Source organism: Mesorhizobium sp. KR2-14 (assembly GCF_040049255.1).
Lineage (GTDB): Bacteria > Pseudomonadota > Alphaproteobacteria > Rhizobiales > Rhizobiaceae > Pseudaminobacter.
On the sequence record NZ_JBDZDR010000011.1, the window covers coordinates 60072 to 81540 of the forward strand.

At 62.7% G+C, this 21469-nt stretch carries 25 protein-coding genes; 4 read left to right on the plus strand and 21 right to left on the minus strand.

Features of this window, described 5'->3' with window-relative positions; translation table 11 throughout:
• Window positions 1-75 precede the first annotated feature (75 nt).
• The 21 genes from ABLE86_RS21020 to ABLE86_RS21120 all read right to left on the minus strand — a co-directional run bounded on the left by ABLE86_RS21020 (window position 76) and on the right by ABLE86_RS21120 (window position 17948).
• Window positions 76-639: a lytic transglycosylase domain-containing protein gene (locus tag ABLE86_RS21020; RefSeq protein ID WP_348780940.1), complete on the minus strand. Its 564-nt coding sequence runs from the start codon at window positions 637-639 to the stop codon at window positions 76-78.
• The gene (locus ABLE86_RS21025) at window positions 602-1957 is read right to left on the minus strand and encodes a flagellar hook-length control protein FliK (RefSeq protein ID WP_348780941.1); all 1356 of its coding nucleotides are present in this window, start codon (window positions 1955-1957) and stop codon (window positions 602-604) included. Before ABLE86_RS21025 ends, ABLE86_RS21020 begins: the two co-directional genes overlap by 38 nt.
• Window positions 1954-3255: a chemotaxis protein MotC gene (locus ABLE86_RS21030; RefSeq protein WP_348780942.1), complete on the minus strand. Its 1302-nt coding sequence runs from the start codon at window positions 3253-3255 to the stop codon at window positions 1954-1956. The genes ABLE86_RS21025 and ABLE86_RS21030 overlap by 4 nt, the downstream gene beginning before the upstream one ends.
• Complete coding sequence (locus tag ABLE86_RS21035; protein ID WP_348780943.1) at window positions 3252-4490, minus strand: MotB family protein; 1239 nt, start codon at window positions 4488-4490, stop codon at window positions 3252-3254. Before ABLE86_RS21035 ends, ABLE86_RS21030 begins: the two co-directional genes overlap by 4 nt.
• Window positions 4487-5119, minus strand: a complete 633-nt coding sequence (locus ABLE86_RS21040; RefSeq protein ID WP_348780944.1) for a hypothetical protein — start codon at window positions 5117-5119, stop codon at window positions 4487-4489. Before ABLE86_RS21040 ends, ABLE86_RS21035 begins: the two co-directional genes overlap by 4 nt.
• Window positions 5119-6756, minus strand: a complete 1638-nt coding sequence (fliF, locus tag ABLE86_RS21045; RefSeq protein WP_348780945.1) for a flagellar basal-body MS-ring/collar protein FliF — start codon at window positions 6754-6756, stop codon at window positions 5119-5121. The genes ABLE86_RS21040 and fliF overlap by 1 nt, the downstream gene beginning before the upstream one ends.
• Before the next feature lie 130 nt (window positions 6757-6886).
• Window positions 6887-7768 (minus strand): flagellin, encoded by an 882-nt coding sequence (locus ABLE86_RS21050; protein WP_348780946.1) that lies wholly within the window; start codon window positions 7766-7768, stop codon window positions 6887-6889.
• Between the two features lie 166 nt (window positions 7769-7934).
• Window positions 7935-8666 carry a flagellar type III secretion system pore protein FliP gene (gene fliP / locus ABLE86_RS21055; protein WP_348780947.1) on the minus strand — a complete coding sequence of 244 codons (732 nt, stop codon included), beginning with the start codon at window positions 8664-8666 and terminating at the stop codon, window positions 7935-7937.
• Window positions 8663-9139, minus strand: coding sequence for a flagellar basal body-associated FliL family protein (locus tag ABLE86_RS21060; RefSeq protein WP_348780948.1), 477 nt, complete (start codon window positions 9137-9139; stop codon window positions 8663-8665). Before ABLE86_RS21060 ends, fliP begins: the two co-directional genes overlap by 4 nt.
• Before the next feature lie 17 nt (window positions 9140-9156).
• Entirely contained in the window at window positions 9157-9858 is a 702-nt protein-coding gene (gene flgH, locus ABLE86_RS21065; RefSeq protein WP_348780949.1) for a flagellar basal body L-ring protein FlgH, read from the minus strand.
• The gene (locus ABLE86_RS21070) at window positions 9855-10394 is read right to left on the minus strand and encodes a MotE family protein (RefSeq protein WP_348780950.1); all 540 of its coding nucleotides are present in this window, start codon (window positions 10392-10394) and stop codon (window positions 9855-9857) included. Before ABLE86_RS21070 ends, flgH begins: the two co-directional genes overlap by 4 nt.
• A 9-nt stretch (window positions 10395-10403) precedes the next feature.
• Window positions 10404-11597, minus strand: coding sequence for a flagellar basal body P-ring protein FlgI (locus tag ABLE86_RS21075; protein WP_348780951.1), 1194 nt, complete (start codon window positions 11595-11597; stop codon window positions 10404-10406).
• Window positions 11594-12067, minus strand: a complete 474-nt coding sequence (flgA, locus tag ABLE86_RS21080) for a flagellar basal body P-ring formation chaperone FlgA (protein WP_348780952.1) — start codon at window positions 12065-12067, stop codon at window positions 11594-11596. Before flgA ends, ABLE86_RS21075 begins: the two co-directional genes overlap by 4 nt.
• A 6-nt stretch (window positions 12068-12073) precedes the next feature.
• On the minus strand, window positions 12074-12862 hold the full coding sequence (flgG, locus tag ABLE86_RS21085; protein WP_348780953.1) for a flagellar basal-body rod protein FlgG: 789 nt from the start codon (window positions 12860-12862) through the stop codon (window positions 12074-12076).
• Between the two features lie 14 nt (window positions 12863-12876).
• A complete protein-coding gene (locus ABLE86_RS21090) occupies window positions 12877-13134 on the minus strand; it encodes a flagellar hook-basal body complex protein FliE (protein WP_348780992.1) in 258 nt (85 codons plus the stop codon).
• A gap of 62 nt (window positions 13135-13196) precedes the next feature.
• On the minus strand, window positions 13197-13610 hold the full coding sequence (flgC, locus tag ABLE86_RS21095) for a flagellar basal body rod protein FlgC (protein ID WP_348780954.1): 414 nt from the start codon (window positions 13608-13610) through the stop codon (window positions 13197-13199).
• Between the two features lie 4 nt (window positions 13611-13614).
• Complete coding sequence (gene flgB, locus ABLE86_RS21100; protein WP_348780955.1) at window positions 13615-13995, minus strand: flagellar basal body rod protein FlgB; 381 nt, start codon at window positions 13993-13995, stop codon at window positions 13615-13617.
• Between the two features lie 63 nt (window positions 13996-14058).
• On the minus strand, window positions 14059-14688 hold the full coding sequence (locus ABLE86_RS21105; RefSeq protein WP_348780956.1) for a hypothetical protein: 630 nt from the start codon (window positions 14686-14688) through the stop codon (window positions 14059-14061).
• Window positions 14675-16081 (minus strand): flagellar protein export ATPase FliI, encoded by a 1407-nt coding sequence (gene fliI / locus ABLE86_RS21110; RefSeq protein ID WP_348780957.1) that lies wholly within the window; start codon window positions 16079-16081, stop codon window positions 14675-14677. The genes ABLE86_RS21105 and fliI overlap by 14 nt, the downstream gene beginning before the upstream one ends.
• A 12-nt stretch (window positions 16082-16093) precedes the next feature.
• Window positions 16094-16816: a flagellar basal-body rod protein FlgF gene (gene flgF / locus ABLE86_RS21115; RefSeq protein WP_348780958.1), complete on the minus strand. Its 723-nt coding sequence runs from the start codon at window positions 16814-16816 to the stop codon at window positions 16094-16096.
• Between the two features lie 10 nt (window positions 16817-16826).
• A complete protein-coding gene (locus ABLE86_RS21120; protein WP_348780959.1) occupies window positions 16827-17948 on the minus strand; it encodes a DUF1217 domain-containing protein in 1122 nt (373 codons plus the stop codon).
• A 191-nt stretch (window positions 17949-18139) separates the two neighbouring features.
• Here ABLE86_RS21120 and motA point away from each other — a divergent pair, with 191 nt between their 5' ends.
• From motA to ABLE86_RS21140, 4 genes are read left to right on the plus strand one after another with little or no spacing between them, the layout of a single operon-like run.
• Window positions 18140-19018, plus strand: coding sequence for a flagellar motor stator protein MotA (motA, locus tag ABLE86_RS21125; RefSeq protein WP_348780960.1), 879 nt, complete (start codon window positions 18140-18142; stop codon window positions 19016-19018).
• A gap of 28 nt (window positions 19019-19046) precedes the next feature.
• Window positions 19047-19979, plus strand: coding sequence for a FliM/FliN family flagellar motor switch protein (locus ABLE86_RS21130; protein WP_348780961.1), 933 nt, complete (start codon window positions 19047-19049; stop codon window positions 19977-19979).
• A 40-nt stretch (window positions 19980-20019) separates the two neighbouring features.
• Window positions 20020-20409 (plus strand): flagellar motor switch protein FliN, encoded by a 390-nt coding sequence (gene fliN, locus ABLE86_RS21135; RefSeq protein WP_348780962.1) that lies wholly within the window; start codon window positions 20020-20022, stop codon window positions 20407-20409.
• A gap of 43 nt (window positions 20410-20452) precedes the next feature.
• A complete protein-coding gene (locus tag ABLE86_RS21140; protein ID WP_348780963.1) occupies window positions 20453-21460 on the plus strand; it encodes a FliG C-terminal domain-containing protein in 1008 nt (335 codons plus the stop codon).
• Window positions 21461-21469: the final 9 nt, after the last annotated feature.

Genomic DNA, 21469 nt, shown 5'->3' on the forward strand with positions numbered 1-21469 from the left:
CGCGATAGCTGCCGGGGGCAGCAAAACAGGGCGTTTGCGATTCAATCCTGCCGGAACGTGCAGGCAAGAATGCTACTATGGCGAGCAAAAGGACCGCGCATTGCTGGTCCATTTGCCGAAACCGGTGGCCACCATGTTGGCGATGACGCGACAAACGTAGCGCTTTTGGGCCGGGTCGTTGTCGGGCCCTGCATGATATCGTGCGACCGCCATCGACCATGTGCTGTGCCGTGCGCGCAATTGCGCCAGGAAACGCGCGGCGTAGTCGACATTGCGGTGCGGGTCGAGCATCTCGTCCACGCTCCGAAAATGCTGGCCGTGATAGTGGTGATTGATCTGCATGCAGCCGAGATCAATCAGTTTCGCACCATCTCTGCGCGCGGCGTTGAAAGCCGTGAGGGCATCCGACCTGGACTTCGGGAAGACGGCCTTGCCCTCGATGTTCATCGCGTTGGGCTGGAGGCTGCCCTTGCGCCCGGTTTCCGTAAGGCCGACGGCGTAAAGTATTCCGACGGGCACGCCGTAGCGATCCGCGGCGCGCAGGATCTCTGGCTCGCAGGGATTGCCGGCGGCGGCCGCCGCCACCGACGATGCCGCCACGCTAGATATAAAGACCGTCGCTAGCAGGGTTCGAAGCATTGGACGCGGCATTGCTGGACCCTGTGGCCCCATCGCTGGTGTTGGATGCGGAAGCCTGCTTGCCAGAGCCGCCGCCATTGCCGCCCGACTGGGCGGAGGTGGAGGATTGCTGGTCGCGCGCCGCAAAGCCGGCGGCCGCATTGTTGTCGTCGGCGCGCCCTTGGGATGCCGACGATGCCTGGGGCTGCTGGATGGTAACCTGGTCGATGTCGAGCCCCATGGCGCGCAGAGATTTGACTATGTTTTCGCTGTCCGCGGTCAGGCGACGATAGGCCTCGCCGTTCTCGACCCGCAATTCGACCGTGAGCTGCTCGCCGGTGAGGCGCAGATTGGCGGTGACCATGCCAAGCTCGGCAGGATGAAGCTGAAGCTTCAGCGTATGCGCGGATGCAAGGCCGGAGGCCGCGGCCAGGGGCTGGAAGGCTTGCGTGGCTGCGGCGCGCCAGGTGGGCTCGGTCGCGATGAGATTGGACAGCGCCGAAGCCGTGGACGTGCTCGGCTGGGCGACCGGGGCCGGGATGTTCTGTTGCGCAACGATGGTGGGGCGCTCGCTGCGCTGATCCATCCGCCTGCCAAAGCCTTCGGCCCCAGCGCGACCCTGGCCACTGCTCGCCGCCAGCGTCTTGAGGAGGTCGCGATTGGACGAACCGAGCGCGGGGTCGGTGGCGGTGTCAGCCGGCTGATTGCCGGGCGCCAAAGACAAGGCAACGGGAGCCGTCCCGCCCGGCATCTTGCCAAGGGAGGCCTCGGAACGCTGCGCGGCAGGGGTCGTCGGCTTGTCGACGACAAAGAGTTCTCGCGACAGCGCGGCGGCTGCGCTACCTGGCATCTTGAGCTGGGCTTCAGCGGCGCGGGAGGAATGCTCCCCCCCGTCGGGCATTTCGATGACTGCCCTGGCTGCACGGTGCTCGGCCGTTGTTGCGGTGGTCCCATGGGGCCCTGCAGCCTTCGCGCCAGCCTCCCGCCCGCCGGAGCGCTCTGCCAGATCGCGCGCGGCCATCATTGCGGACAGGGAGGCTCCCGCGTCCTTTATGACATTCGCACCATCAATGGTCGCCTCGATGTCCGCCTTTTCTTTGGGGCCATTGGCGTGACCTTCCCGGTGAGGTGCTTTCGCGCCTATTCGTGAGCCACGCGACCACCGTTCCCCCTCTTGCCGGGAGACGCTGGCGGTTTCCTTTTGTCGCTCCTTGCCGTGTTTCGGGGCATCGAGTTCCGCCCCGAAATCGGCTTTGTCGTCGTGGGTTCTCGTGCCCATCCCGTCCGGTTTGACCGAAGCGGTCGCCGCAACTCCACCAGGGTTGACGCCTATGGTCATTGAACGCCTCCCAACATTCTATCGATCTCATCAAGTTTCTTGCGCGTCGACGCGACAACCTCGTCCGTCGGTTCTGACGGAACCGCGTTGTCTGCCTGCTGCACAGGCTCCTGGGGTTGAACGCTTTCGGGCTGCGCGGTTTGCGGTTGTTCCCCGGTTGTCTTTTCAGCCTCGATTATGATGAGCTCGTCCGCATCGTCTGCCTGAGCCTCAGCGCCTGGCTGATCGGCAGGCGCCTCCTCATTCAGCGTCGGGGGGCGGGCGGTGAGCTTGGTGGCGACGGAGGCGACGGCATCATAGAGCTCCCGATCGCTTTGCGACAACTTGCTGCGATCGATGCGGCTCAGCTTTGCGTTGATCTCTTCGGAGGTGCCGGCGGAGATCGAGGCCAGGCTGGAATAGAGCAGGGCGCGCGGATCATCGCTCTTGCCCACCACCTTGCCTTCCTGTTCGACCTTGGCCGAAGCGAAGGCAGAGAGTTCCTTGAGGCCGTCGATGCCGGCACGCCGGGCGATCCGAAGATAGATCACACGCTCCTGCTCGGCCTCCATCATGGATGTGATGGCCTCGACCGTCGCGGTGTCCAGCGAGCCGTGCAACGCAATGACCCCGGACACGAAGGAATCGGCAAACTGGCTAGCATAAGGCGAGCGCAGATAGCGCTCCACATATTGGATCGAGGAGAGGGTGAAGCGGTGGGCATCGCCAAGTGTGGCGGTCAGGTCGACAGAGCGGCGCAGCGCGCCTTCCTCGATCAGCGTGCCTGGAGCAAGCAGGCGGGCCTGATCGAACAGGGTCAGCGCTTCCTGGGGCTCGTCTACGGCGATTACCGATCCTTTCACCAGCGCCACAAAGGCGCCGAGGTCGGGCGGCAGGGCGATTGGATCGACCGGCGCAAGGGCGGCGCGTGCCTCCAGGACTTCGCCGTTCAGATAGCTGGACACGCCCTTGCCGATATCTCCGGTGCTCGTATCCAGTTCAAGCCGCGACAGAACGGTTCTTATCGTCGCCGGGTTTCCGCCGCTCATCGCATAGACCAGCAGGGCGCGCAGGTTGCGCGGATCGGAAAAGTCCTCCTTGCTGCCCGAATTCAGCCTGCGGTCGATGATCTCCAGCAACTTGCGCTGCATGGGCATGATGGCGTGTTCGCCCGCGGCGATGCGGTCCTGCACGATCTGCAGGGAACGGACCATCTGGAACGGCTGCAGCCTGCTTGTGCCATCCTCTGCCCGGCCGGGCAGAGTGGCTGCCAGCAGCGCGAAGCCGACAAGACCGCCTAGCCGCGCCGCCAATCTCATTCACTGGTCTCCAGCAGTATTTCGATGCGGCGGTTGACTGCCGCAAGCGGCGTGCTCTCGTCCTTCAGCTTGCGGTCGGCGAAGCCCGCCACCTCCCTGACGCGGCTTTCATCCAGTCCCCCGCGCACCAGCATGTAATAGGCGGAATGCGCACGGGCGGTGGAGAGACGCCAGTTGTCGTATTTCTCGCCCTTGAAAGGCCGCGCGTCGGTGTGGCCGCTGATGATGATCTTGCCCTTCTGCTCGCTCAGGGCCTTGCCGATCTTCTCCATCGCCATCACCAGTTCGCGACGCGGAACGGCCGAGCCGATCTCGAACATGCCGAAATCGAACTGGTCGGTGATGGAGATGGTCACGCCTCCTTCGGTAGCCACAACAGAGATACCGTCGAGCAGCTTGTCTCCCGGCTGGAAGGCGGCATTGAGTTCGCGCGAGAGCGCCTGGGCGGCCTGCATCGCGGCTGCCGACGGGCCCTCATCCTTCTTCGCCGGCTCGGCTTCGGTCGCCTCGGCCTTGACCTCGAGCCGGGTTTCGTTCTCGGCCTTTGTCAGTTCCTGAAGCGGCGAAACGTCTTCGGCCGGCTTGAATTCGGCGGCCTGTTGGCTGGTTTCGCCGGCTGCCCGCTCAGCACTCGCCTCGGCAAGCGGCGTAGCAACCTGCTGCGACCAGAAGTCCGGAGCAAACGGATCACGATAGGATTCGCCACCCGACGCGCCGGTAGCCGGGCCTGCCTCTTGCGCACCGCCATCGCCCTTGTCGCTGACGTTTTGCCGAATGCCTGAGTTTGCCGCAATCTCGGCCAGCACGGCATAGGGGTCCGCAAACAGGTGTTCGTCGGAGTGCTGCGTCGCATCCAGCGAGGCGGCAGAATTCTCCTGCGTCGACGGGCCGGAATTGCCGACGCCATCGATGCCGCCCTGACCTTCTGTTGGCTGCGGGGATTCGGCTGTTCGGCCGACAGCATTGAGGCCGTCCCCTTCTTCCTCGATACCTTTGCCGCCCGAGGTCCTGTCGATCAGCTTGACCGGGTTGAAATAGTTGGCAACCGCCGCCTTGGTGTGCTCGTCGGCCGCATTGATCAGCCACATGACGAGGAAAAAGCACATCATCGCCGTCATGAAGTCGGCGAAGGCGATTTTCCAGACGCCGCCGTGATGGCCCTCTTCGTCCTCGCCGTAGTTGCGGCGGACGATGATGATCTGATGCTTGACGTCGCCGATATCCACTGTGTTCACGACAGAATCTCCGACATCGCGGTGGACCATTCCGAAATGCGCGTTTCGAAGATGTCCTCGTCAATTGCCACTGTAAGGTCGAAACTGGGCTCCTCGACGTGATCGAGGCTGGCGGCCAGTTCCGGCACGGCGGCGCTGAGCGCTTCGAACAGCGCCTGCGGCCCCTTCACCTGTATTCGGGTGGCTCCCGCAGTGGCGGCCCGGATCGAACGAGCCAGGCTCTCGATGGAGCGCCTTTGCATATCCTCGTTCAGCATGTTTCCGAGGATGCGGGCCGTTGCGGTGGTGGCGAGTTCTGCTACGCGTTCTTCCAGTTCTGCCATCCGGGCAGCGATCGCGATTGCAGCCTCTTCGCCAAGCCGTCGCGTCAACGCCTCCATCTCGGCGGCGTGCTGTTCGCGTTCTGCTGCCAGCGCGGAGGCGTGCTCCTGTTCCAGCCGTTCGCTCAACTCGGCTTCGGCGCGGGCTACCTCTGCCGCTATCAGCTCGGACATGTCGGGCGCGCCTTGCGCCTGGGCGATTTCGTCTTCCGGCGTTTCGAAGAATGAGCGCATGGGCGCGGCATCGCCCGCGCGGGGCGGGCGTTTGCCGAAATCCTGGAGGATATCGAAAAGGGCGATTGCAGACATCAGCCGGCGGCTTCCTGATGCGCCCACTTGCGCAGGATGAGCGCGGTGCGTTCCTCATTCAGGTCGACCATACGGGCGAGGCGTTCCTGCGGCGCGGGCTTGAGCTTGCGGCGAAGTTCATCCAGCGGGCTGTTGCGCGGGGGCAGCGGCAGTGCGCCGCTGTCGCCGGTTTCGTCGAAGGCGAAGTCGGGCGTCGGCAGCGTGCGCTGGATGTCCTCGAAGCTCGGAGCCGGCAGTTCCTCAGACTGGTTGAGGCTCGCCATCATCGGACGCAGGCCGAAATAAGCGACGAGGAATGCGACGATGACGAAGGCGGCCGCGTTGATGATCGTGCCCAGATGCTGGCTGAGCGTGTCCAGCATGCCGGGCTGGGCGATCTGCACGCCGTCGAGGCCGTCGATGAACTCGACGGAAGAGACGATGATGATGTCGCCGCGGGCCTGGTCGAGGCCGGTGGCGGAAGCGACGACCTTCTCGATCTCGGCGACGCGGGCGGTGATCATTTCGGGCGTGGCACCCTCACCGAGGATCTCGGCCAGCCGCTGCTGGTTGACCACGACGGCGATCGACATCTTCGTCACCGTGTAGCCATTGCTGACGGTTGCGATGCGCTTGGAGTTGATCTCGTAGTTGGTGGTCTCTTCCTTGCGCTCGCTCTGTTCAGACGATTGCGGACCTTCCACGGTGCCGAGGTTCGCTTCCGGCAGGTTCTGCTCCACCGTGGCCGGCGCAGCCGCGTCGCGACGGTTGGCGTTCTCGTTGGAGCGAACGACCTGCACCGAGCGCTCGACGCGGGATTCGGGGTCGAAGATCGTCTCTTCGGTCTGCTTGGAATCGGTGTTCACATCGGCTTTGACGCTGGCCCGGAAATTGTCGGGCCCGAGATAAGGCGTCAGCGCGCGGCGGATGTTCTCCTCGATCTGCATCTCGACAGTGCGCTCGACGCCGAGCGAGCGGCTGGCGCTGGAGTTGATCGGGTCGTCGCCGGCGGCAAGCAGCGTGCCGGCGGAATCGAGCACGGTCACCTTCTCGGCGCTGAGGCCGGGCACGGCGGCGGAGACGAGGTGGCGGATCGACATGGCGCTCTTGACAGCATCGATGCCGCCGGATGCGCGGATGACGACCGAGGCGGAAGGCGGCTGCTCTTCGCGGCGGAAATTGGCGCGCTCGGGCATCACGATGTGGACGCGCGCCGCGCGAATGCCGTTGATCGACTGGATGGTGCGCGCGATTTCGCCTTCCAGCGCCCGCACGCGGGTGATCTGCTGCATGAAGGAGGTGAGGCCCAGCGAGCCGACATTGTCGAACAGTTCGTAGCCGGCATTGGTGGAGGTCGGCAGGCCTTTTTCAGCCAGCAGCATGCGGGCGTCCGCAGTCTTGCCCACCGGTACCAGAACCGAGGTGCCGTCCGAGCCGACGTCGAAGCCAATGCCCGCTTCGCTGAGCGCCAGGCCCATCTGCGTGACGTCGGAGCGCTCGAGGCCGACATAGAGCGTCTCGTATGCCGGGCGGTTCAGATAGAAGGCGCCGATGCCGATGACGGCGAGCACCAGCGCCGCCACGCCTGCCATGATGCCCAGCCGGCGCGGGCCGAAACTCTGCAGGTTCTCGATGATGGTCTGAAGCTGTTGCGGCACGGTTCGACGGCTCCTGCATGACTGTCCGCCGGAACAGTAGAGGTCGAAGCTTGTGCGAAAATGAAATCGGGCCGCGCTTCCGGGGAAGCGCAGCCCTTGGCTGTCCGTCAGCTTGTGACGGAAACCGGTCTTAGCGGAACAGAGACAGGATCGACTGGCTGTTGCCGTTGGCGATCGACAGCGCCTGGATGCCCAGCTGCTGCTGGACCTGCAGAGCCGCAAGGCGGGTCGATTCCTTGTTCATGTCGGCGTCGACGAGCTGGCCAACGCCGCGGTCGATCGAGTCCTGAAGACCCACCAAGAAGCTTTTCTGGCTGTCGATCTGCGACTTTGCTGCGCCAAGCGTGGCTGCACCCTGGATGAGGTCTGCCAAAGCTGCTTCAACGTCATCGAGAAGACCACCCGTGCGGGCACCGGTGGTCGCATCCAACGCGCCAGCGATAACGTCATCAGTCATTGCCGCGGCAAAGAACCCATCGGTTATGATGGTGTCCACCATAGCTTCAGCGTCGGTCTCATCCTTGTCTACAGTGATCATATCAAAGGAAACGGTCGTCCCGGTTCTGTTGTATGACGAGACTATTTCCAAATCTGCTGAAGGGGACTTCAGGAGGTTTGATCCGGCGTAGTTGGCGTTGTTAATCGCCGACTTGATGTTGGCAACAATGGATTTTACTTCGGCTTCAATCTTTGCTTTGTCATCCGCGCTCGCGCCGATCGCCGATACAAGCTTCTCTTTGATCTGATCAACAGAGTCTTTTACCTTGTTAATCGCAGAGTACGCCGTATCAACCTTGCCAGCTCCGAGGCCGAGGGCGTCCTGAACGGTGGAGTTGGCCTTGTTATCAGATTTCATTGAGGTCGCGATCGACCAGTAGGCGGCGTTGTCGGAAGCTTCGGCAACGCGCAGGCCGGTCGAGATGCGGTTCTGGGTGGTGGCGAGGTTCTTGTTGGTGCTCGACAGCGTCTGCAGAGCGGTCATTGCGGACGCATTGGTGAGAAGGCTGCTCATATGTATTGCCCCGTTATGTAAGGATTTTCTGAAAGGGACATGCCGGTCTTCTACCGGCCAGGACGGAGCGGCTTCATGCCTGTGGTCTCGGTTGAAACCACCCTCCCTGTATGAATGTCTTTATGGCCGGGCAGTTCCTACCAAACTGCTAACGGGCACCAGCAAATTAGCTGAATGATCGCACAAGGCTGCCGACCAGCAGATTCCATCCGTCGATGAGAACAAAGAACAGCAGCTTGAAGGGCAACGACACCACGGTGGGCGGCAGCATCATCATGCCCATGGCCATGGTGATTGTGGCCACGATCAGGTCGATGACCAGGAAGGGCAGCACGATCAGGAAGCCGATCTCGAAACCGCGGCGGATCTCGGAAATCATGAAGGCCGGAACCAGCACGCGCAGATCGACATTTTCGCGCGAGATGGTCTGGCCCTGTTCACGCGCAAGGTCGGCGAAAAGGTCAAAATCCTTGTCGCGCACATGCTTGGCCATGAAATCCCGGAACGGGTCGGAAATGCGCTCCAGCGCCTGCTGCTGGCTGATCTCGTTGTTCATCAGCGGCCTGACGCCGTTGTTCCACGCCTGATCGAAAGTCGGCGCCATGACGTAGAAGGTCATGAACAGGGATAGGCTGATCAGAATCAGGTTGGCCGGGGTGGATTGCAGGCCCATGCCGGCGCGCAGGATGGAGAAGGCGATGACGAAGCGGGTGAAGCTGGTCACCATGATGAGCAGGCCCGGCGCGACCGACAGCACGGTCAGGAGGCCGAACATCTGGATGATGTAGCCGACCGTGGCGCCGTCGGCCTGGCTGATCGCCCCGAGGTCGAACTGCTGCGCGCTGGCGGCCGTGACCGTTGCGATCAGGGCGGTGCCGGAGATGAGAAGTTTTTTCATTCGAAGAGCAGCGTCCGGATAAGTACCTGTTTGACGTGGCCGCTGCTGCGAATCCTGGCCCGCTCCTCGAGATCGGCCTTCAGGTTGCGGAAGCCGCTGGCGCCTTCGATCTGATAGACCTTCACGGTGCGCATATAGGCGAGGAGGTCCTGGTGAATCTCGTCGGCAAGGGTCGGGGAGGGCGGCTGGTCGAGCACGATGGAGGCCTCCAGGCGCACCCACATGGTGTTCGGCACCGCCAGGTTGGTGGTGATGGCTTCCAGCTGGATTTCGGTTCCACGGAGCTGGTCCTGCTCTGCGGCGGCATCCTGGGTTTCCACCGCAGCTGCGGCTTCGGCGCTGCTACGGTTCAGATATTGTCCCGCAAACCACCCCAACGCGATCGCGGCCACGGTCACGGCGGCCAGGACACCTGCCTGAAGCGGCAGCGACGGCGTTTTCGGCTGAGGCGAGAATTGCTCGATGATAGACATTCTGGTCCGCTTCCCGCCTAGAACGGAAGGACGTTGTCGAGGATCTGCTGGCCATATGGCGGCTGCTGCACCTCGGTCAGTCTGCCGCGGCCGCCATAGGAAATGCGTGCCTCGGCGATGCGCTCATAGGAAATCGTGTTGTTCGGGCCGATATCCTCCGGGCGCACGATACCGGCGATCGTCAGGATGCGCAGCTCGGCATTGACGCGCACTTCCTGCGAGCCGTTGATGATCAGGTTGCCGTTGGGCAGCACGTCGCTCACCACTGCCGCCACCGAAAGCTGGATATTTTCCGAGCGCTCGGTCTTCCCCGATCCCTTCGTCGAGGTGTTCGAGCCGACATCGGCATTGAACGAGCCGCCCTGCTTGGTGCCGTTCCAGCCGAAATCCATGCCGAGGCCCAGGCCGCGCGCCACCTTGCGGTCGCGGTCGGACTCGTTCTTGAATCGCGCGCGATCGTTGATCTCGATCCTCACGGTCAGAATGTCGCCGGGCATTATCGCGCGCGCATCGGTGAACAGGCGGCGCTGGCGGTCGTCCCACAGCGAGAACTTCTTCACCGGCTGGGCTGGCTGGTCGGGATAGTTGTAGACGGCGGGCGACTGGGCCAGGCCCGCGCCGACCGGCGAAAGCGCCGGCTCCCGGCCGATCTCTTCCCTGGGGGTAGTGCATCCGGAAACCGCCAAGGCAGCCAGCGCTAGGAGGCAATAGCGTTTCATGTCGGGTCTTCCTTGCGTGCGGCGAGTGCCATTATGCGCGTCAGTTCGGCAGCGGCGTCGCGCTCCATCTCGTTGAGGATGACGCCCGCCTTGCGCGAATCGAGCTTCATGAGGATGCCTGCGGCGACCAGCGCATCCACAGCGGCAAGTCGCTCCGCTGCGGCGTCCGGCTTCATCGTGGAGTAGATCTTGGCGACGTTGTCCTCGGTCTTGGACAGGAAATCGTCGCGGCGCTTCAGCCACTCCTCATATTCCGCGCGCTTATCCTCAAGCAGCTTCATCCGCTCGTCGATGTCCTTGCGCAGGGCTTCCAGTTCCTGGGTCTGCAGCGCATAGCGACGGTCGCGGGCGGCGTCGGTGATATTGGAGCAGAAGCGCTCGATCTCGGTAGGCTGCGGTTCGTCGGCGCCAGTCGCCGTTTCGGCGGTTGTCTCGGCAATGGCGATGGCCGGAACCGCCAGCAGTGTGGCAAGCGCGCCGGCAGCCAGCAGCCGGCGCCTCCTTGCGGAAATCGAAAATGCGGGCAGGACGCTCATAGTCAGTCCTTATTGCAGCACGAGGTCGGCCTGCAGGGCGCCCGTAGACTTGATGCCCTGAAGGATCGCGATGATGCCAGCCGGCTTCACGCCCAGTCGGTTCAGGCCGGCGACCAGCTGGTCGAGGCTGGGACCGTCAAGGATCGCGACCTTGGCGTTGGGCTGATCGACTTCGATATTCGTCGAAGGCTCGACCGCGGTCACGCCGCGCGAGAACGGATCCGGCTGGACGACCCGAGGCGTTTCCGTGATCCGCACCGTCAGCGTGCCGTGGCTGACGGCCACGCGCGAGATCCGCACGTCCTGCCCGATCACGATGGTGCCGGTGCGCTCGTCCACGACAACGCGGGCGGGCATGTCCGTTTCGACCACGAGATTTTCCAGTTCGGCATAGAATCGGGCGGTCGATATTCCCTTCGGACGACGAATGACGACCGATCGGGCGTCCTGTTCCGTGGCAACGCGGCTGCCGAAGCGTGCGCGCGAATACTCGTTGATCACGTCAGCCACGCGCACCGCCGTCGAATAGTCGGCATTGTGAAGCTGGAGGGTGAGCACTGCCTGCTCGCCCAGCGCCGCCTGCACTTGGCGCTCTATGATGGCGCCATTGGGAATGCGGCCGGCGGTGGGTGTACCTTGCGTGACCCGTTCGGCCTGCCCTTGGGCATCAAAGCCGGCAACGAAGACCTGACCCTGCGCCACGGCGTAGATTTCGCCGTCGGCAGCCTTCAGCGGCGTCATGACGAGCGTGCCGCCGGCAAGCGAAGTGGCATCGCCCATCGACGAGACGGTCACGTCGATGCGCGCCCCCGACTGCACGAATGGCGGCATGTTGGCTGTCACAATGACGGCGGCGACGTTTTTCGTGCGTGTCCTGCCGCCTTCGCTGGCGATGCCAAGATTTTCGAGCATGGCGGCCATGGACTGCTCGGTGAAAGGCGCATTGCGCAGGCTGTCGCCCGAGCCCTGCAGGCCGATGACCAGGCCATAGCCGATCAGCTGGTTGTCGCGAGAACTTTGAAGCTGGGCAATGTCCTTGATGCGCGAAATAGGGCCACCGGCGCCGGGAATGCGGCTGTCGGCGTAGCGGCCTTCGGAAGCCAGCGCCCCGTTCGAGCCCAGGAAGCGTCCGTCGGGACCGTCGGCGAGCGCGGGTTGAAGCCCGGTCAGCATCGCCATTGCCAATGCCAGAATTCGAATCATAGATCGCCCACCCGAACCGATCCGTCGCCCATGACGGTGCCGGTCAGAACCTTGCCGCTGTCTACGTTGCGAACCTTGATCAGGTCGCCAGAGCCGCCGGGCTCAAGGGTCACCGCAGCGGTTGAAATTGTCAGCGGCCCGGAAACGAAAGTGAGCTGAACCGCCGCGCCCCGTTCCACGAGCCATGCGTCGCGCACTGAGCTCAAGGCCACATATCGGCCGGGCAGCAGGGTGCGCCGCGCGACCTTGCCTTCCAGGTCCGATGTCGACAGGGCAACCGAGGCAGGGGGCACCTTGCCCTGGCGCAGGGTCACTTCCTTCAGCGCGTCAAGCGGGATTGTCTCGCCCGGATAGATGACGCGGTTGGTGGTCGCCACGGTTTCCTGGCCAAATGCCGCCGCGGCTCCCGCAAACAGCGCCGCGCCAGCGGCGACCGCGACAACGAGGCTACAAGAGATGCGCGGCGCCATGGCTGCTTACCTGATGTTCTTGGAGACGACGGCGGCCATTTCATCGGCGGCCTGGATGACCTTCGAGTTCATTTCATAAGCGCGCTGCGCCGAGATCAGCTCGGTAATCTCCTTGACCGGGTCGACATTCGAGCTTTCCAGGTAGCCTTGCTGGATCGCGGCAAAGCCGGGATCGCCGGGCACACCTTCAGTCGCAGGGCCCGAGGCAAGGGTTTCCTGGAATAGATTGTCGCCGAGCGGTGCGAGGCCTGCCTCGTTGGCGAATGTGGCGAGCGTCAACTGGCCCAGAAGCTCAAGCTCCATCTGGTCTTCGCGGCGTGCGAAGACCTGGCCGCTCTTGTTGACGATCACTTCCACCGCGTCCTGCGGAACCGTTATTGCCGGTATCACCGAGAACCCGTCGACGGTGACGAGTTGGCCGGTGCCGTTGGTGTTGAACGCGCCGGCACGGGTGTAGAGAGTCTGACCGTCCGCACCTTCGATCTGGAACCAGCCCTTGCCGGTCAGCGCGAGGTCGAGCGAGTTGCCGGTGCTGGTCAGCGAGCCCTGGATGTGCACGTTGCGCACGGCGGCCGTCTTCACGCCCAGGCCGATCGAAACGCCTTCCGGTATGACATTGGCATTGGCGCGGTTCGGCACGCCCTGCAGGCGGTCGACCTGGTACAGAAGGTCCGTGAATTCGGCACGCGCGCGCTTGTAGCCGGTGGTGTTGATGTTGGCGATGTTGTTGGCGATGACCTCGAGATTGGTCTGCTGCGCGTTCATGCCGGTTGCGGCGATGGCCAGGGCTTTCATTGTCGTGTTCCCTCTCAGATCGCCATGCGGCTGATTTCAAGATAGGCGGTGACGATCTTGTCGCGGATGGCGACAGCCGCCTGCAGCGACTGCTCCGCATTCATCACGGCATCCGCCACCTGGCGGGCATCGGCGTCGCCCTGCAGAGCCTTGATGGAAACCTGCTCGGCGGCCTGCAGCGTGTCGATGGTTCGATTAGCGGTTTCAGAAACCATCGCTGCAAAGGATTGACCCGGATTGACGCCAGCCGACGCCGCGCCGGTCGACGACATGGTTGCGAAACCGTCAGAACCCTTCGACAGGGAATTGATCGGCGCGATGCCGCTGATCATGGTTAGCCTCTCATAAGATCGATGGTCATGGAGATGAGGTCGCGCGCCTGTTTGACGACTTGAAGATTGGCCTCATAGGAGCGGTTCGCCTCGGTCATGTCCGCCATTTCAACGAGCACATTGACGTTCGGCATCTTGACGTAGCCGTTCTCGTTCGCCGCCTCGTGGCCCGGCGAGAATTCCAGCGGATATGCCGACCGGTCGCGGTCGATGGAGGCCACATTGACGGTCGAGGCACCGACAGAACGATCGAGCTCGGCCGAGAAGACGATGGTTTTTCTCTGATAGGGATCGGAGCCAGGGGTTTCGCCGGTCGACTGGGCGTTGGCGAGGTTTTCCGAAACGATCCGCAGGCGTTCCGACTGGGCGGTCAGGCCGGAAGCCGCAACCTTGAGAGTGGCTGACAGTGCATCCATGGCGTCAGCTCTTCACGCTGAGCATCGTCATGCGATGGAACGCCTTGACGATTGCAGTGTTGAGTTCGTAGCTGCGACGGACCTCGCCAGCCTTCATCAGCTCATTCTCGAGCACGACCGTGTTTTCGGACGGCAATACCGAGTTCTTGCCATTTTCGTTGCGTACGTCGAAGCCGGCGTTGGTGACGCCAGCGCCGAAATGGCCTTGCTGGGTTGCACGCAGCGTGACGCGCTTGTTGTCGAGAACCTTTTCGAAGGGCTCGATCTCGGCGGTGCCGTAGCCGGGCGTGTTCACATTCGCGATGTTGCCGGCGATGGCCGACTGGCGAACGGCCAGCCACTGGGATTGCTGCGAGGCAAGTTTGAACAGATTGACAGGCTGCATTGGAGTCTCCGGGCAGATTTCCAGACTCTAGGCAGCCAGTCTTGCGCGGGCCTTGCGCCCGCCCTACCGGGTAAGCGTGATCGCTCTCTCCCGGTCGGTGAGCAAAACCCATGTCCCGCCGCGCTGCTCTATGGCGGCCACGCGGCTGCTGTCGGGCAACAGGGAGCCTGTCTGCACCACCCAAAGGCCTGTATCGTCTTCAATCAGCCCGCGGCCATTGGCGACGTGCAGCAGACGGTAAGGAGTGTCTACAGTCGGGAAGGGCTGTTCGCGAACCGGCGCCTTCTTGTCTTGCTCGTCTGCAAGCGTACTGGTGGTGAACGGGTCCAGCTTTCCTTCAGCGCCGTCTTCCTCGGCAATTTGCTCGCTGGGAAGCAAAAAGCGCGAGGTGAGCGCCAGCGGGCGCGAAACGCTTGACCGACCTTCGTGGTCAAACCTCAGTGCTTCAACGCCGAACTTCTCCGGATTGAAGAAAATATACCAGGGAAACATCGCGCAAACGAGGCCGAGTGTTATGCCGAGGCCCGCAACAACCATGTCGCTGCGGCGGCTGGACGACCGCATCGAACCTTTGAGTGCGTCGGCGGTGCGCTTGCGAAGCTGCACCCACCGCTGCAGGCGCCGCTGCTTCTTCGCCGCCTTTTCCGCCTCAAGCATCACCTCAAGGGTCTGCTCAATTTCACTGGGCTGCATGGGGCTTGTCCTTTGCTCGGAGATGGCCGGCCAGATCGGCGAGCGGATCTATCGATGGCGGGTCGGCTGGCGACTGCGTCAGAACCTCGTAGACGAGGGGCACCTGGCGAACGGCCATGTCCAACTCGGGGTCAGCGCCGGGCTGGTAGGCGCCCAAGAGGCGAATGTCGCGCGTGTCCTCGAACCGGGAAATCATCGACTTCAGGCGAGACACCAATGCTCGCTCGTCGTCGCTCCAGACCTTGCCGGCAAGGCGCGATATCGAGGACAACGGATTGACCGCCGGGTAGCGTCCTTGCTCGACAATGGCTCGATCCAGAACGATGTGGCCGTCCAGAATGCCGCGCACGGAGTCCGCCACCGGGTCGTTGTGGTCGTCGCCGTCCACCAGCACCGAGATAATCGCAGTGACCGAGCCGGAACCTTCGACCCCGGGGCCGGCGCGCTCAAGCAGCTTGGGCAAATCGGTGAACACGGATGCAGGATAGCCACGCGCGATGGGCGGTTCGCCAGTGCCGATCGCCACTTCGCGAAGCGCATGGGCAAAGCGGGTGATGGAATCCAGCACGAGCAGAACACGGTCGCCCATCTCGGAAAAATGCTCGGCGATCCGCATGGCGGTGTCCGGTGCGCGCCGGCGCATCATGGCGCTTTCGTCGCTGGTCGCCACCACGGCGACCGTCTTGGCCATGCCGCTCTCGCCAAGCGTGTCTTCCAGGAATTCGCGAACCTCTCGGCCGCGCTCGCCCACCAAGGCCACGACGACCGTGTCGAAGCTAGCGGCTTTCGCAAGCATGGCGAGCAGTGTGGACTTTCCCACGCCCGATCCCGCGAAAATGCCGAGCCGCTGGCCAAAACAGATCGGCGTAAAGATATCGATGATGCGAACGCCGGTCAGGAAGGCGGTTCCTACGCGCTGGCGCGCAAGGGCGGCGGGCGGGGCGGCATCGCCTGCCGCGCGAAAGTCGCCGTGCAGCAGCGCTGGTCCAGCGTCGATCGGGCGGCCGAGGGCGTCTATCACGCGTCCACGCCAGGAGACGTGAGGTGCAACTGTGAAGGGGCCTCGGTTGAAGACCAGGTCACCGACGCCGGCGTCGGCGGTCCGTTCGAAGGGCGCGATCAGAACCTCGTCGGACCCGATCTGCACGATCTCGCCATGTCTCGTTCCGGTGTTGCCTCGGTGCTCCACGATGTCGCCGAGCCTTGCCGTGGCGGAAAGACCGCACACGCGGTAATGCGTCGGCGAAACCTCAGTGACCCGTCCGCCGCGCTTCACGATCGTGCGTTCGTCGGCGAAGCGGCGAAACGCGCGCTCCAGCATCGTCAGCCTGTTGTCGCCGGGATGGCAAACGGGCTGTTCGGAGTTGACCGCAACCGGCGTGATGCTCGACATAAGCGTCTGCGCTTACTTCGATCCGAGCGTCTTGACCGCCTCGGAGAAGGTCTGTTCCGAACTCCGCATGAGAGCCGCAGTGTTTTCGAAGGCGCGCTGCACGCTGATCAACCTCGTCATTTCCAGGATGGGGTTGACGTTGGATTCCTCCACGTAACCCTGGACGACGCTCACGTCGATGCGGTCGACCACGGGCTGCGGCGCGCCATTGGGTATGATCCCGGAATTAGCGAAGCGGGTGAAATTCACGCCCGGATCGAAGGTGAAAAGGCCGAGGGCGCCAACTGGCTGACCACCCTGGCGCAACATGCCGTCCGCGCCTGCTTCCGGCGTGCCGTTGCGCGGATCAAGCTGGATCGGCGCACCGCCCGCATCCAGCACAGGGTAGCCTTCGACCGTAACAAGCTGCCCGTCTTCCTGCATGGTGAAACGACCGTCCCGGGTCATGACGATGCCGGCCGGGGTGTCGATACCGAACCAGGCATCCCCCTTGATGGCAAAGTCGAGCGGATTGCCGGTTTGCCGAAGCGCGCCTGACGCCGTCGAAAGATAGGTGTCGCCGGAGGAGACAAAGGCAACCGACTTCTGCCCGAGGCCCGAAACCACGTCTTCGAATTTCACGCCAGTGGCGCGAAAGCCCACCGTGGAGGCATTCGCAACGTTGTCGGCGATCGTGTTCAGGCGACGTTCCAGCGCGATCTGCGAGGAAAGGGCAACATAAAGACCGTCCTGCACGTGGTTGTCCTCAGCGTTTCATTTTCTGGATGGCGAGCATGAGATTGGTGGAGACGCCATACTCGGGCGGTTGACTGAACAGCACACTGAGCGAACTCTGTGCAGGCGATGATGGATTTTCGATCTCCCACATCGTGGTGAAGCGGGTCATGAGCTTTTCGAGCGCCTTCGGGTCGGACAGATCCGAAATCTTCAGGCGCTTTTCGAAATATTGCACCTGCTTGTCGATGTCGGTCTGGGCGGAGCTGGGGGGCAGGGAAAGAACCGTGCGTATCACCTTGGCGAGCGCGGGGTCGCCCAGCACCTGGTACCACGACTTGATGGTTGGCGCCTTCCGCTGGAAATAGAGAGCAAGCCGCACGCCCTCGTTTTGCGCGCCGGCATCTTCCTCAAGCGTCTGTCGAAGAAACTTGTCGACCGCCGGGCGCTGCGCCGCGTTGTAGGTCGTTGCCGCTTCGCCATGCGCCTCGAAATTGAAGGCCGAAACGAAGGCCGCATAGCGAGGCTCGCTCGCCTTGTTGGCCTTGCTGTTCGGATCGCGCACGCCGCCTTCCAGCATCTCGCGGATCAAGGCCTTGGTGTCCGTCTCGGAATTCATGCCGAAGGCGGTCATGGCATAGCTGTAAAGCCTGTCGTTGGCCAGGAACTCGTCGATCGACTTCACCTTGACGATGTTGGCAAGGTAGTAGGCGGTTTCGTTCTTGACGGCCTCGGAATTGGGGTCGATGCCTCCGATCTTGGCCTGGGTCGCAAAGTTCGCAGCGGTGAAGTGCTGCGCCTTGTTGTAGACTGTGGCCTGCTCGCCATGCTCGGCGAAATTGAACGCCGCGACGAATTCGGCATAGCGCTTGTCGTTGAGCTTGTTGGCGAAGCTGTTCGGATCGGACACGCCTTCCTTGAGCGCCTTCACCATGAACGCCTTGGCATAGTTCATCTGCTCGAGGCCGAATGCCTTCATGGCGTATTTGAAGAGACGGTCGTTTTTCACGAACTCGTCGATGGATTTCACTTTGGTAATGTTTTCCAGATAGTACTTGGTGTCTCTGTCGACCAAAGGCTGCTTCTCGACCCGGGCGAGCGAGGTCTTCAGGTTCGAAGCGATCATCTGGTAGTTTGTATAGGTATTGAGCACGTCGCAATCTCCGCCCGGATGATAACAATCGACGCTAGCAGGGCTTCCTTGCGCGAAACTGAATCCGATCGCGGGCATTCGACCGACCGCCGGGAGGTTTCATGCCCCGGACGGAAAAGGAGCAGTTTCAAGCCTCACACAAGGCAAGCGCGGTAGTTCCTTGCCGAAGACGAGTTTCGGAAGGGCTTACAGTGGGCATACTTATCGGTATCGTTGTTACCATGGGCTGCGTGCTAGGTGGCTTCATGGCCATGGGTGGCCATGTAAACGTGCTCATGCAGCCGTGGGAGTTCGTCATCATCGGCGGCGCTGCCTTTGGCACGTTTCTGGTTGCCAACCCGATGTCGACGGTGAAGGATACCGGCAAGGCCTGCATAGAGGCATTCAAGCAGGCGGTTCCGAAGGAACGCGACTATCTCGAGACGCTCGGCGTATTGCACAGCCTGATGCGGGAATTGCGCACCAAGTCGCGCAGCGAGGTCGAAGCCCACATCGACAGCCCCGACGAATCCGCCATTTTCCAGGCTTTCCCGACCGTGCTCAAGAAGCAGGACCTTACGCATTTCATTTGCGACTATTGTCGCCTCATCATCATCGGCAATGCCCGGCCGCACGAGATTGAGGCGCTGATGGACGAAGAAATCCACACGATCCGCGCGGACAAGCTGAAGCCGTATCATGCGCTTTCCGCCATGGCGGACGGTCTGCCGGCGCTCGGCATCGTTGCTGCGGTGCTGGGCGTGGTGAAGGCCATGGGCGCGCTCGACCAGTCGCCCGAGATCCTGGGGGCGCTTATCGGAGCGGCTCTGGTGGGCACCTTCCTCGGCATCTTCCTGTCCTATGCCGTGGTCGGTCCGATTGCCACGAAGATCAAGATCGTCCGCGAAAAGAACAATCGCCTCTACATCATCGTGAAGCAGGCGCTGCTCGCCTACATGAACGGATCGCTGCCGCAGGTCGCGATCGAGTTCGGGCGCAAGACCATCTCTTCGTACGACCGACCGTCTATCGATGCCGTGGAGGAGAGCACGATGAACGCTGCCGTCGCTGACAGCAAGAAAGCTGCCTGATCGTGACTGACCGGTGCAAGGACAAGACATGGTAAGTCCGGCAAGTCCCGCGGAAACACGCGCCTTCATCGTTGAGCGACTGGTTGGTGACACCGGTGAGCCCGACCGCGTTATCGCAGCCGCAAGGGCGCTGGCGGAAAGGTCCCTTCCGTCAGTCATCCAGAAATTGGATGAGACCCTGGCGACGCCAGTCGACATTGAAGTCGAGGCGGTGGAGCTGGTGCGCTTTGTGCAGGCCCGGCCGGCAGACAGTCGCCACGCCATGACGGTGGCATCCTCGGCATCATCGCCGGACGCCCTGATCCTGACCATGGATCCCTCGGCAGTCGCATTGTTCGTGGACGCCTTGTTCGGCGGCGATCTGGAAGAATCCGTGCCGCAACAGAGCCGGGACCTTTCCCCGGCGGAGACCGAAACGGCTTCGATGGTGTTCGACGTCGTTGCCAAGTCGTTTAACGGAACCGGTCCTCGCGCGTTCGAATTCAGGCTGCCCTTGCCTGCCGCGATCACGGGCGCCGAACTGAAAAGGCACATCCTGCGCGACGGCCCCGCGGTGCAGGTGGTGTTCTCGGTGTCGGCTGCGTCCAGGAGTGGAAACATCCGCCTCACCATGCCGCAACGCGTTCTGCTCAAGCATCGCGGCGAAGCCGGCAAGCAGGCGGCGGGCCCTCAGCCGGAGGCGGATTGGCAGGAGCGCTTCAGCGAAGAGGTGATGCGCTCGACCGTGAATTTGCAGGCCACCTTGCCGCTGGCGCGCATGACGCTGGAAGAAATTGCGTGTCTGCAAGCCGGCCAGATCATAGAGCTTGGTGAGGCGGCGCAATCGGAAGCGCGTCTTTCTGCGCGTAACAGCACGTTGTTTATGTGTGAATTCGGTAAACTGGGGCAACATTACACGGTGCGAATCAGGCATCCGTTCGATGCCGGCCAGGACTTGATGGACACCTTGTTGCCGGAATGACGAACGTCGTTTCGCGTATGCCCTGAATTGGAGACGGCTGATGATGCAGACCAACCCGGCCCCGGAAACAGACATCCCGGAAGAACAGCTGAACCGGGCTATCGAGGAACTGCGTGGAGCTCTGCATGACGAGGAGGCGCGGGAGCCGGAAAAGGCCCGCCCGGAGCGTCAGTCGCCCAATGCCAGCGTGATCATGAACATTCCGGTTGATGTCCAGATCGTTCTGGGCAGCGCGGAAATGCAGGTCTCCGAGCTGATGTCCTTGCAGAAGGGCTCTACCGTTGCGCTCGACCGGCGCATCGGAGAGCCGGTCGACGTGGTGGTCAACGGCCGCAAGATCGCACATGGAGAGATCACCGTCCTTGAGAACGATCCGTCGCGGTTCGGCATCAAGCTCACCGAAATCATCACTGCGGCGAAGCCGGCCTGATGTTTGACTGCGCCTTCATAGCTCGCTCCAAAAGGTTTGCGGCATGACGACGCCGTTAGCCAACCTGACTCGTGCGCAGAAAGCCGCGGCCATTCTGGTGGCCATGGGCAAGCCATCCGCGAGCCGTCTTCTCAAGTTCTTCAAGCAGGAAGAGCTGAAAGCGCTGATCGAGGCTGCCCGGCTGCTGCGCACCATCCCGCAAGCCGATCTGGAACAGATCGTCGAAGAGTTCGAGGCTGAATTTGCGGAAGGCGCAGGCCTGCTCGACTCGGCCGAGGACATGAACGCCATCCTGAATGAATCGCTGACGCCGGAAGAGGTGAACGCGATCATGGGCCGCGGCCGGAAGGGACCCGATGGGCTGGTGCCCGTGTGGCCTGAACTCGAGAAGGTCGATCCGGGCCGCATCGGCGCGTTCATGACCACCGAACACCCGCAGATATCGGCGGTCATCCTGTCGAAGCTTGCGCCGACGGCGGCTGCCAAGGTGCTCCTGACGATCGAAAAGCCGGTGCGCGGCGAAATAATCCGGCGCATGATGGCATTGGGGACAGTGCCGGAGGCCGCCACGCGTATCGCGGAGAACCAGTTGCGCAGCCGCGTTCTTTCCGACCGGGCAACCAGGGATATTTCGGCCGGTCAGAACCGCGTTGCCAGCCTGCTCAACGAGATGGACAAGGAACAGGCCGAGGAGGTCATGGCCGACCTGGAGGCTCAGGGCACGGCCGATCTCGACGGCATCCGTGCACGGCTGTTCTCCTTCGACGACGTGGTGCTTCTCAGCCAGAAGGCACGGGTGGCGCTGTTCGACGGTCTGTCGACGGAACTCGTTACAATGTGCCTGCGCGGGGCAGCGCCCGACATGGTCGAAGCGGTGCTGTCCTCCATCAGCGTGCGGTCGCGGCGTATGGTCGAATCCGAGCTGGGCCAGGAGTTCGATGGAGTTTCGATGGCCGACGTGGTAGCCGCGCGCAGAACCGTGGCCTCCACCGCCATCCGCATGTCGCTGGAAGGGGCCCTGGAGCTTCCGTCTGCCCAGAACGCCGCCTGACGCCGGCTG

What these genes read in the sequence shown, in the direction of transcription:
- ABLE86_RS21020 (WP_348780940.1), bottom strand. Translation starts at nt 639, where the DNA reads ATGCTTCGAACCCTGCTAGCGACGGTCTTTATATCTAGCGTGGCGGCA.
- ABLE86_RS21025 (WP_348780941.1), bottom strand. Translation starts at nt 1,957, where the DNA reads ATGACCATAGGCGTCAACCCTGGTGGAGTTGCGGCGACCGCTTCGGTC.
- ABLE86_RS21030 (WP_348780942.1), bottom strand. Translation starts at nt 3,255, where the DNA reads ATGAGATTGGCGGCGCGGCTAGGCGGTCTTGTCGGCTTCGCGCTGCTG.
- ABLE86_RS21040 (WP_348780944.1), bottom strand. Translation starts at nt 5,119, where the DNA reads ATGTCTGCAATCGCCCTTTTCGATATCCTCCAGGATTTCGGCAAACGC.
- ABLE86_RS21050 (WP_348780946.1), bottom strand. Translation starts at nt 7,768, where the DNA reads ATGAGCAGCCTTCTCACCAATGCGTCCGCAATGACCGCTCTGCAGACG.
- fliP (WP_348780947.1), bottom strand. Translation starts at nt 8,666, where the DNA reads ATGAAAAAACTTCTCATCTCCGGCACCGCCCTGATCGCAACGGTCACG.
- ABLE86_RS21060 (WP_348780948.1), bottom strand. Translation starts at nt 9,139, where the DNA reads ATGTCTATCATCGAGCAATTCTCGCCTCAGCCGAAAACGCCGTCGCTG.
- flgH (WP_348780949.1), bottom strand. Translation starts at nt 9,858, where the DNA reads ATGAAACGCTATTGCCTCCTAGCGCTGGCTGCCTTGGCGGTTTCCGGA.
- ABLE86_RS21070 (WP_348780950.1), bottom strand. Translation starts at nt 10,394, where the DNA reads ATGAGCGTCCTGCCCGCATTTTCGATTTCCGCAAGGAGGCGCCGGCTG.
- ABLE86_RS21075 (WP_348780951.1), bottom strand. Translation starts at nt 11,597, where the DNA reads ATGATTCGAATTCTGGCATTGGCAATGGCGATGCTGACCGGGCTTCAA.
- flgA (WP_348780952.1), bottom strand. Translation starts at nt 12,067, where the DNA reads ATGGCGCCGCGCATCTCTTGTAGCCTCGTTGTCGCGGTCGCCGCTGGC.
- flgG (WP_348780953.1), bottom strand. Translation starts at nt 12,862, where the DNA reads ATGAAAGCCCTGGCCATCGCCGCAACCGGCATGAACGCGCAGCAGACC.
- ABLE86_RS21090 (WP_348780992.1), bottom strand. Translation starts at nt 13,134, where the DNA reads ATGTCGTCGACCGGCGCGGCGTCGGCTGGCGTCAATCCGGGTCAATCC.
- flgC (WP_348780954.1), bottom strand. Translation starts at nt 13,610, where the DNA reads ATGGATGCACTGTCAGCCACTCTCAAGGTTGCGGCTTCCGGCCTGACC.
- flgB (WP_348780955.1), bottom strand. Translation starts at nt 13,995, where the DNA reads ATGCAGCCTGTCAATCTGTTCAAACTTGCCTCGCAGCAATCCCAGTGG.
- ABLE86_RS21105 (WP_348780956.1), bottom strand. Translation starts at nt 14,688, where the DNA reads ATGCAGCCCAGTGAAATTGAGCAGACCCTTGAGGTGATGCTTGAGGCG.
- fliI (WP_348780957.1), bottom strand. Translation starts at nt 16,081, where the DNA reads ATGTCGAGCATCACGCCGGTTGCGGTCAACTCCGAACAGCCCGTTTGC.
- ABLE86_RS21130 (WP_348780961.1), top strand. Translation starts at nt 19,047, where the DNA reads ATGGTAAGTCCGGCAAGTCCCGCGGAAACACGCGCCTTCATCGTTGAG.
- fliN (WP_348780962.1), top strand. Translation starts at nt 20,020, where the DNA reads ATGATGCAGACCAACCCGGCCCCGGAAACAGACATCCCGGAAGAACAG.
- ABLE86_RS21140 (WP_348780963.1), top strand. Translation starts at nt 20,453, where the DNA reads ATGACGACGCCGTTAGCCAACCTGACTCGTGCGCAGAAAGCCGCGGCC.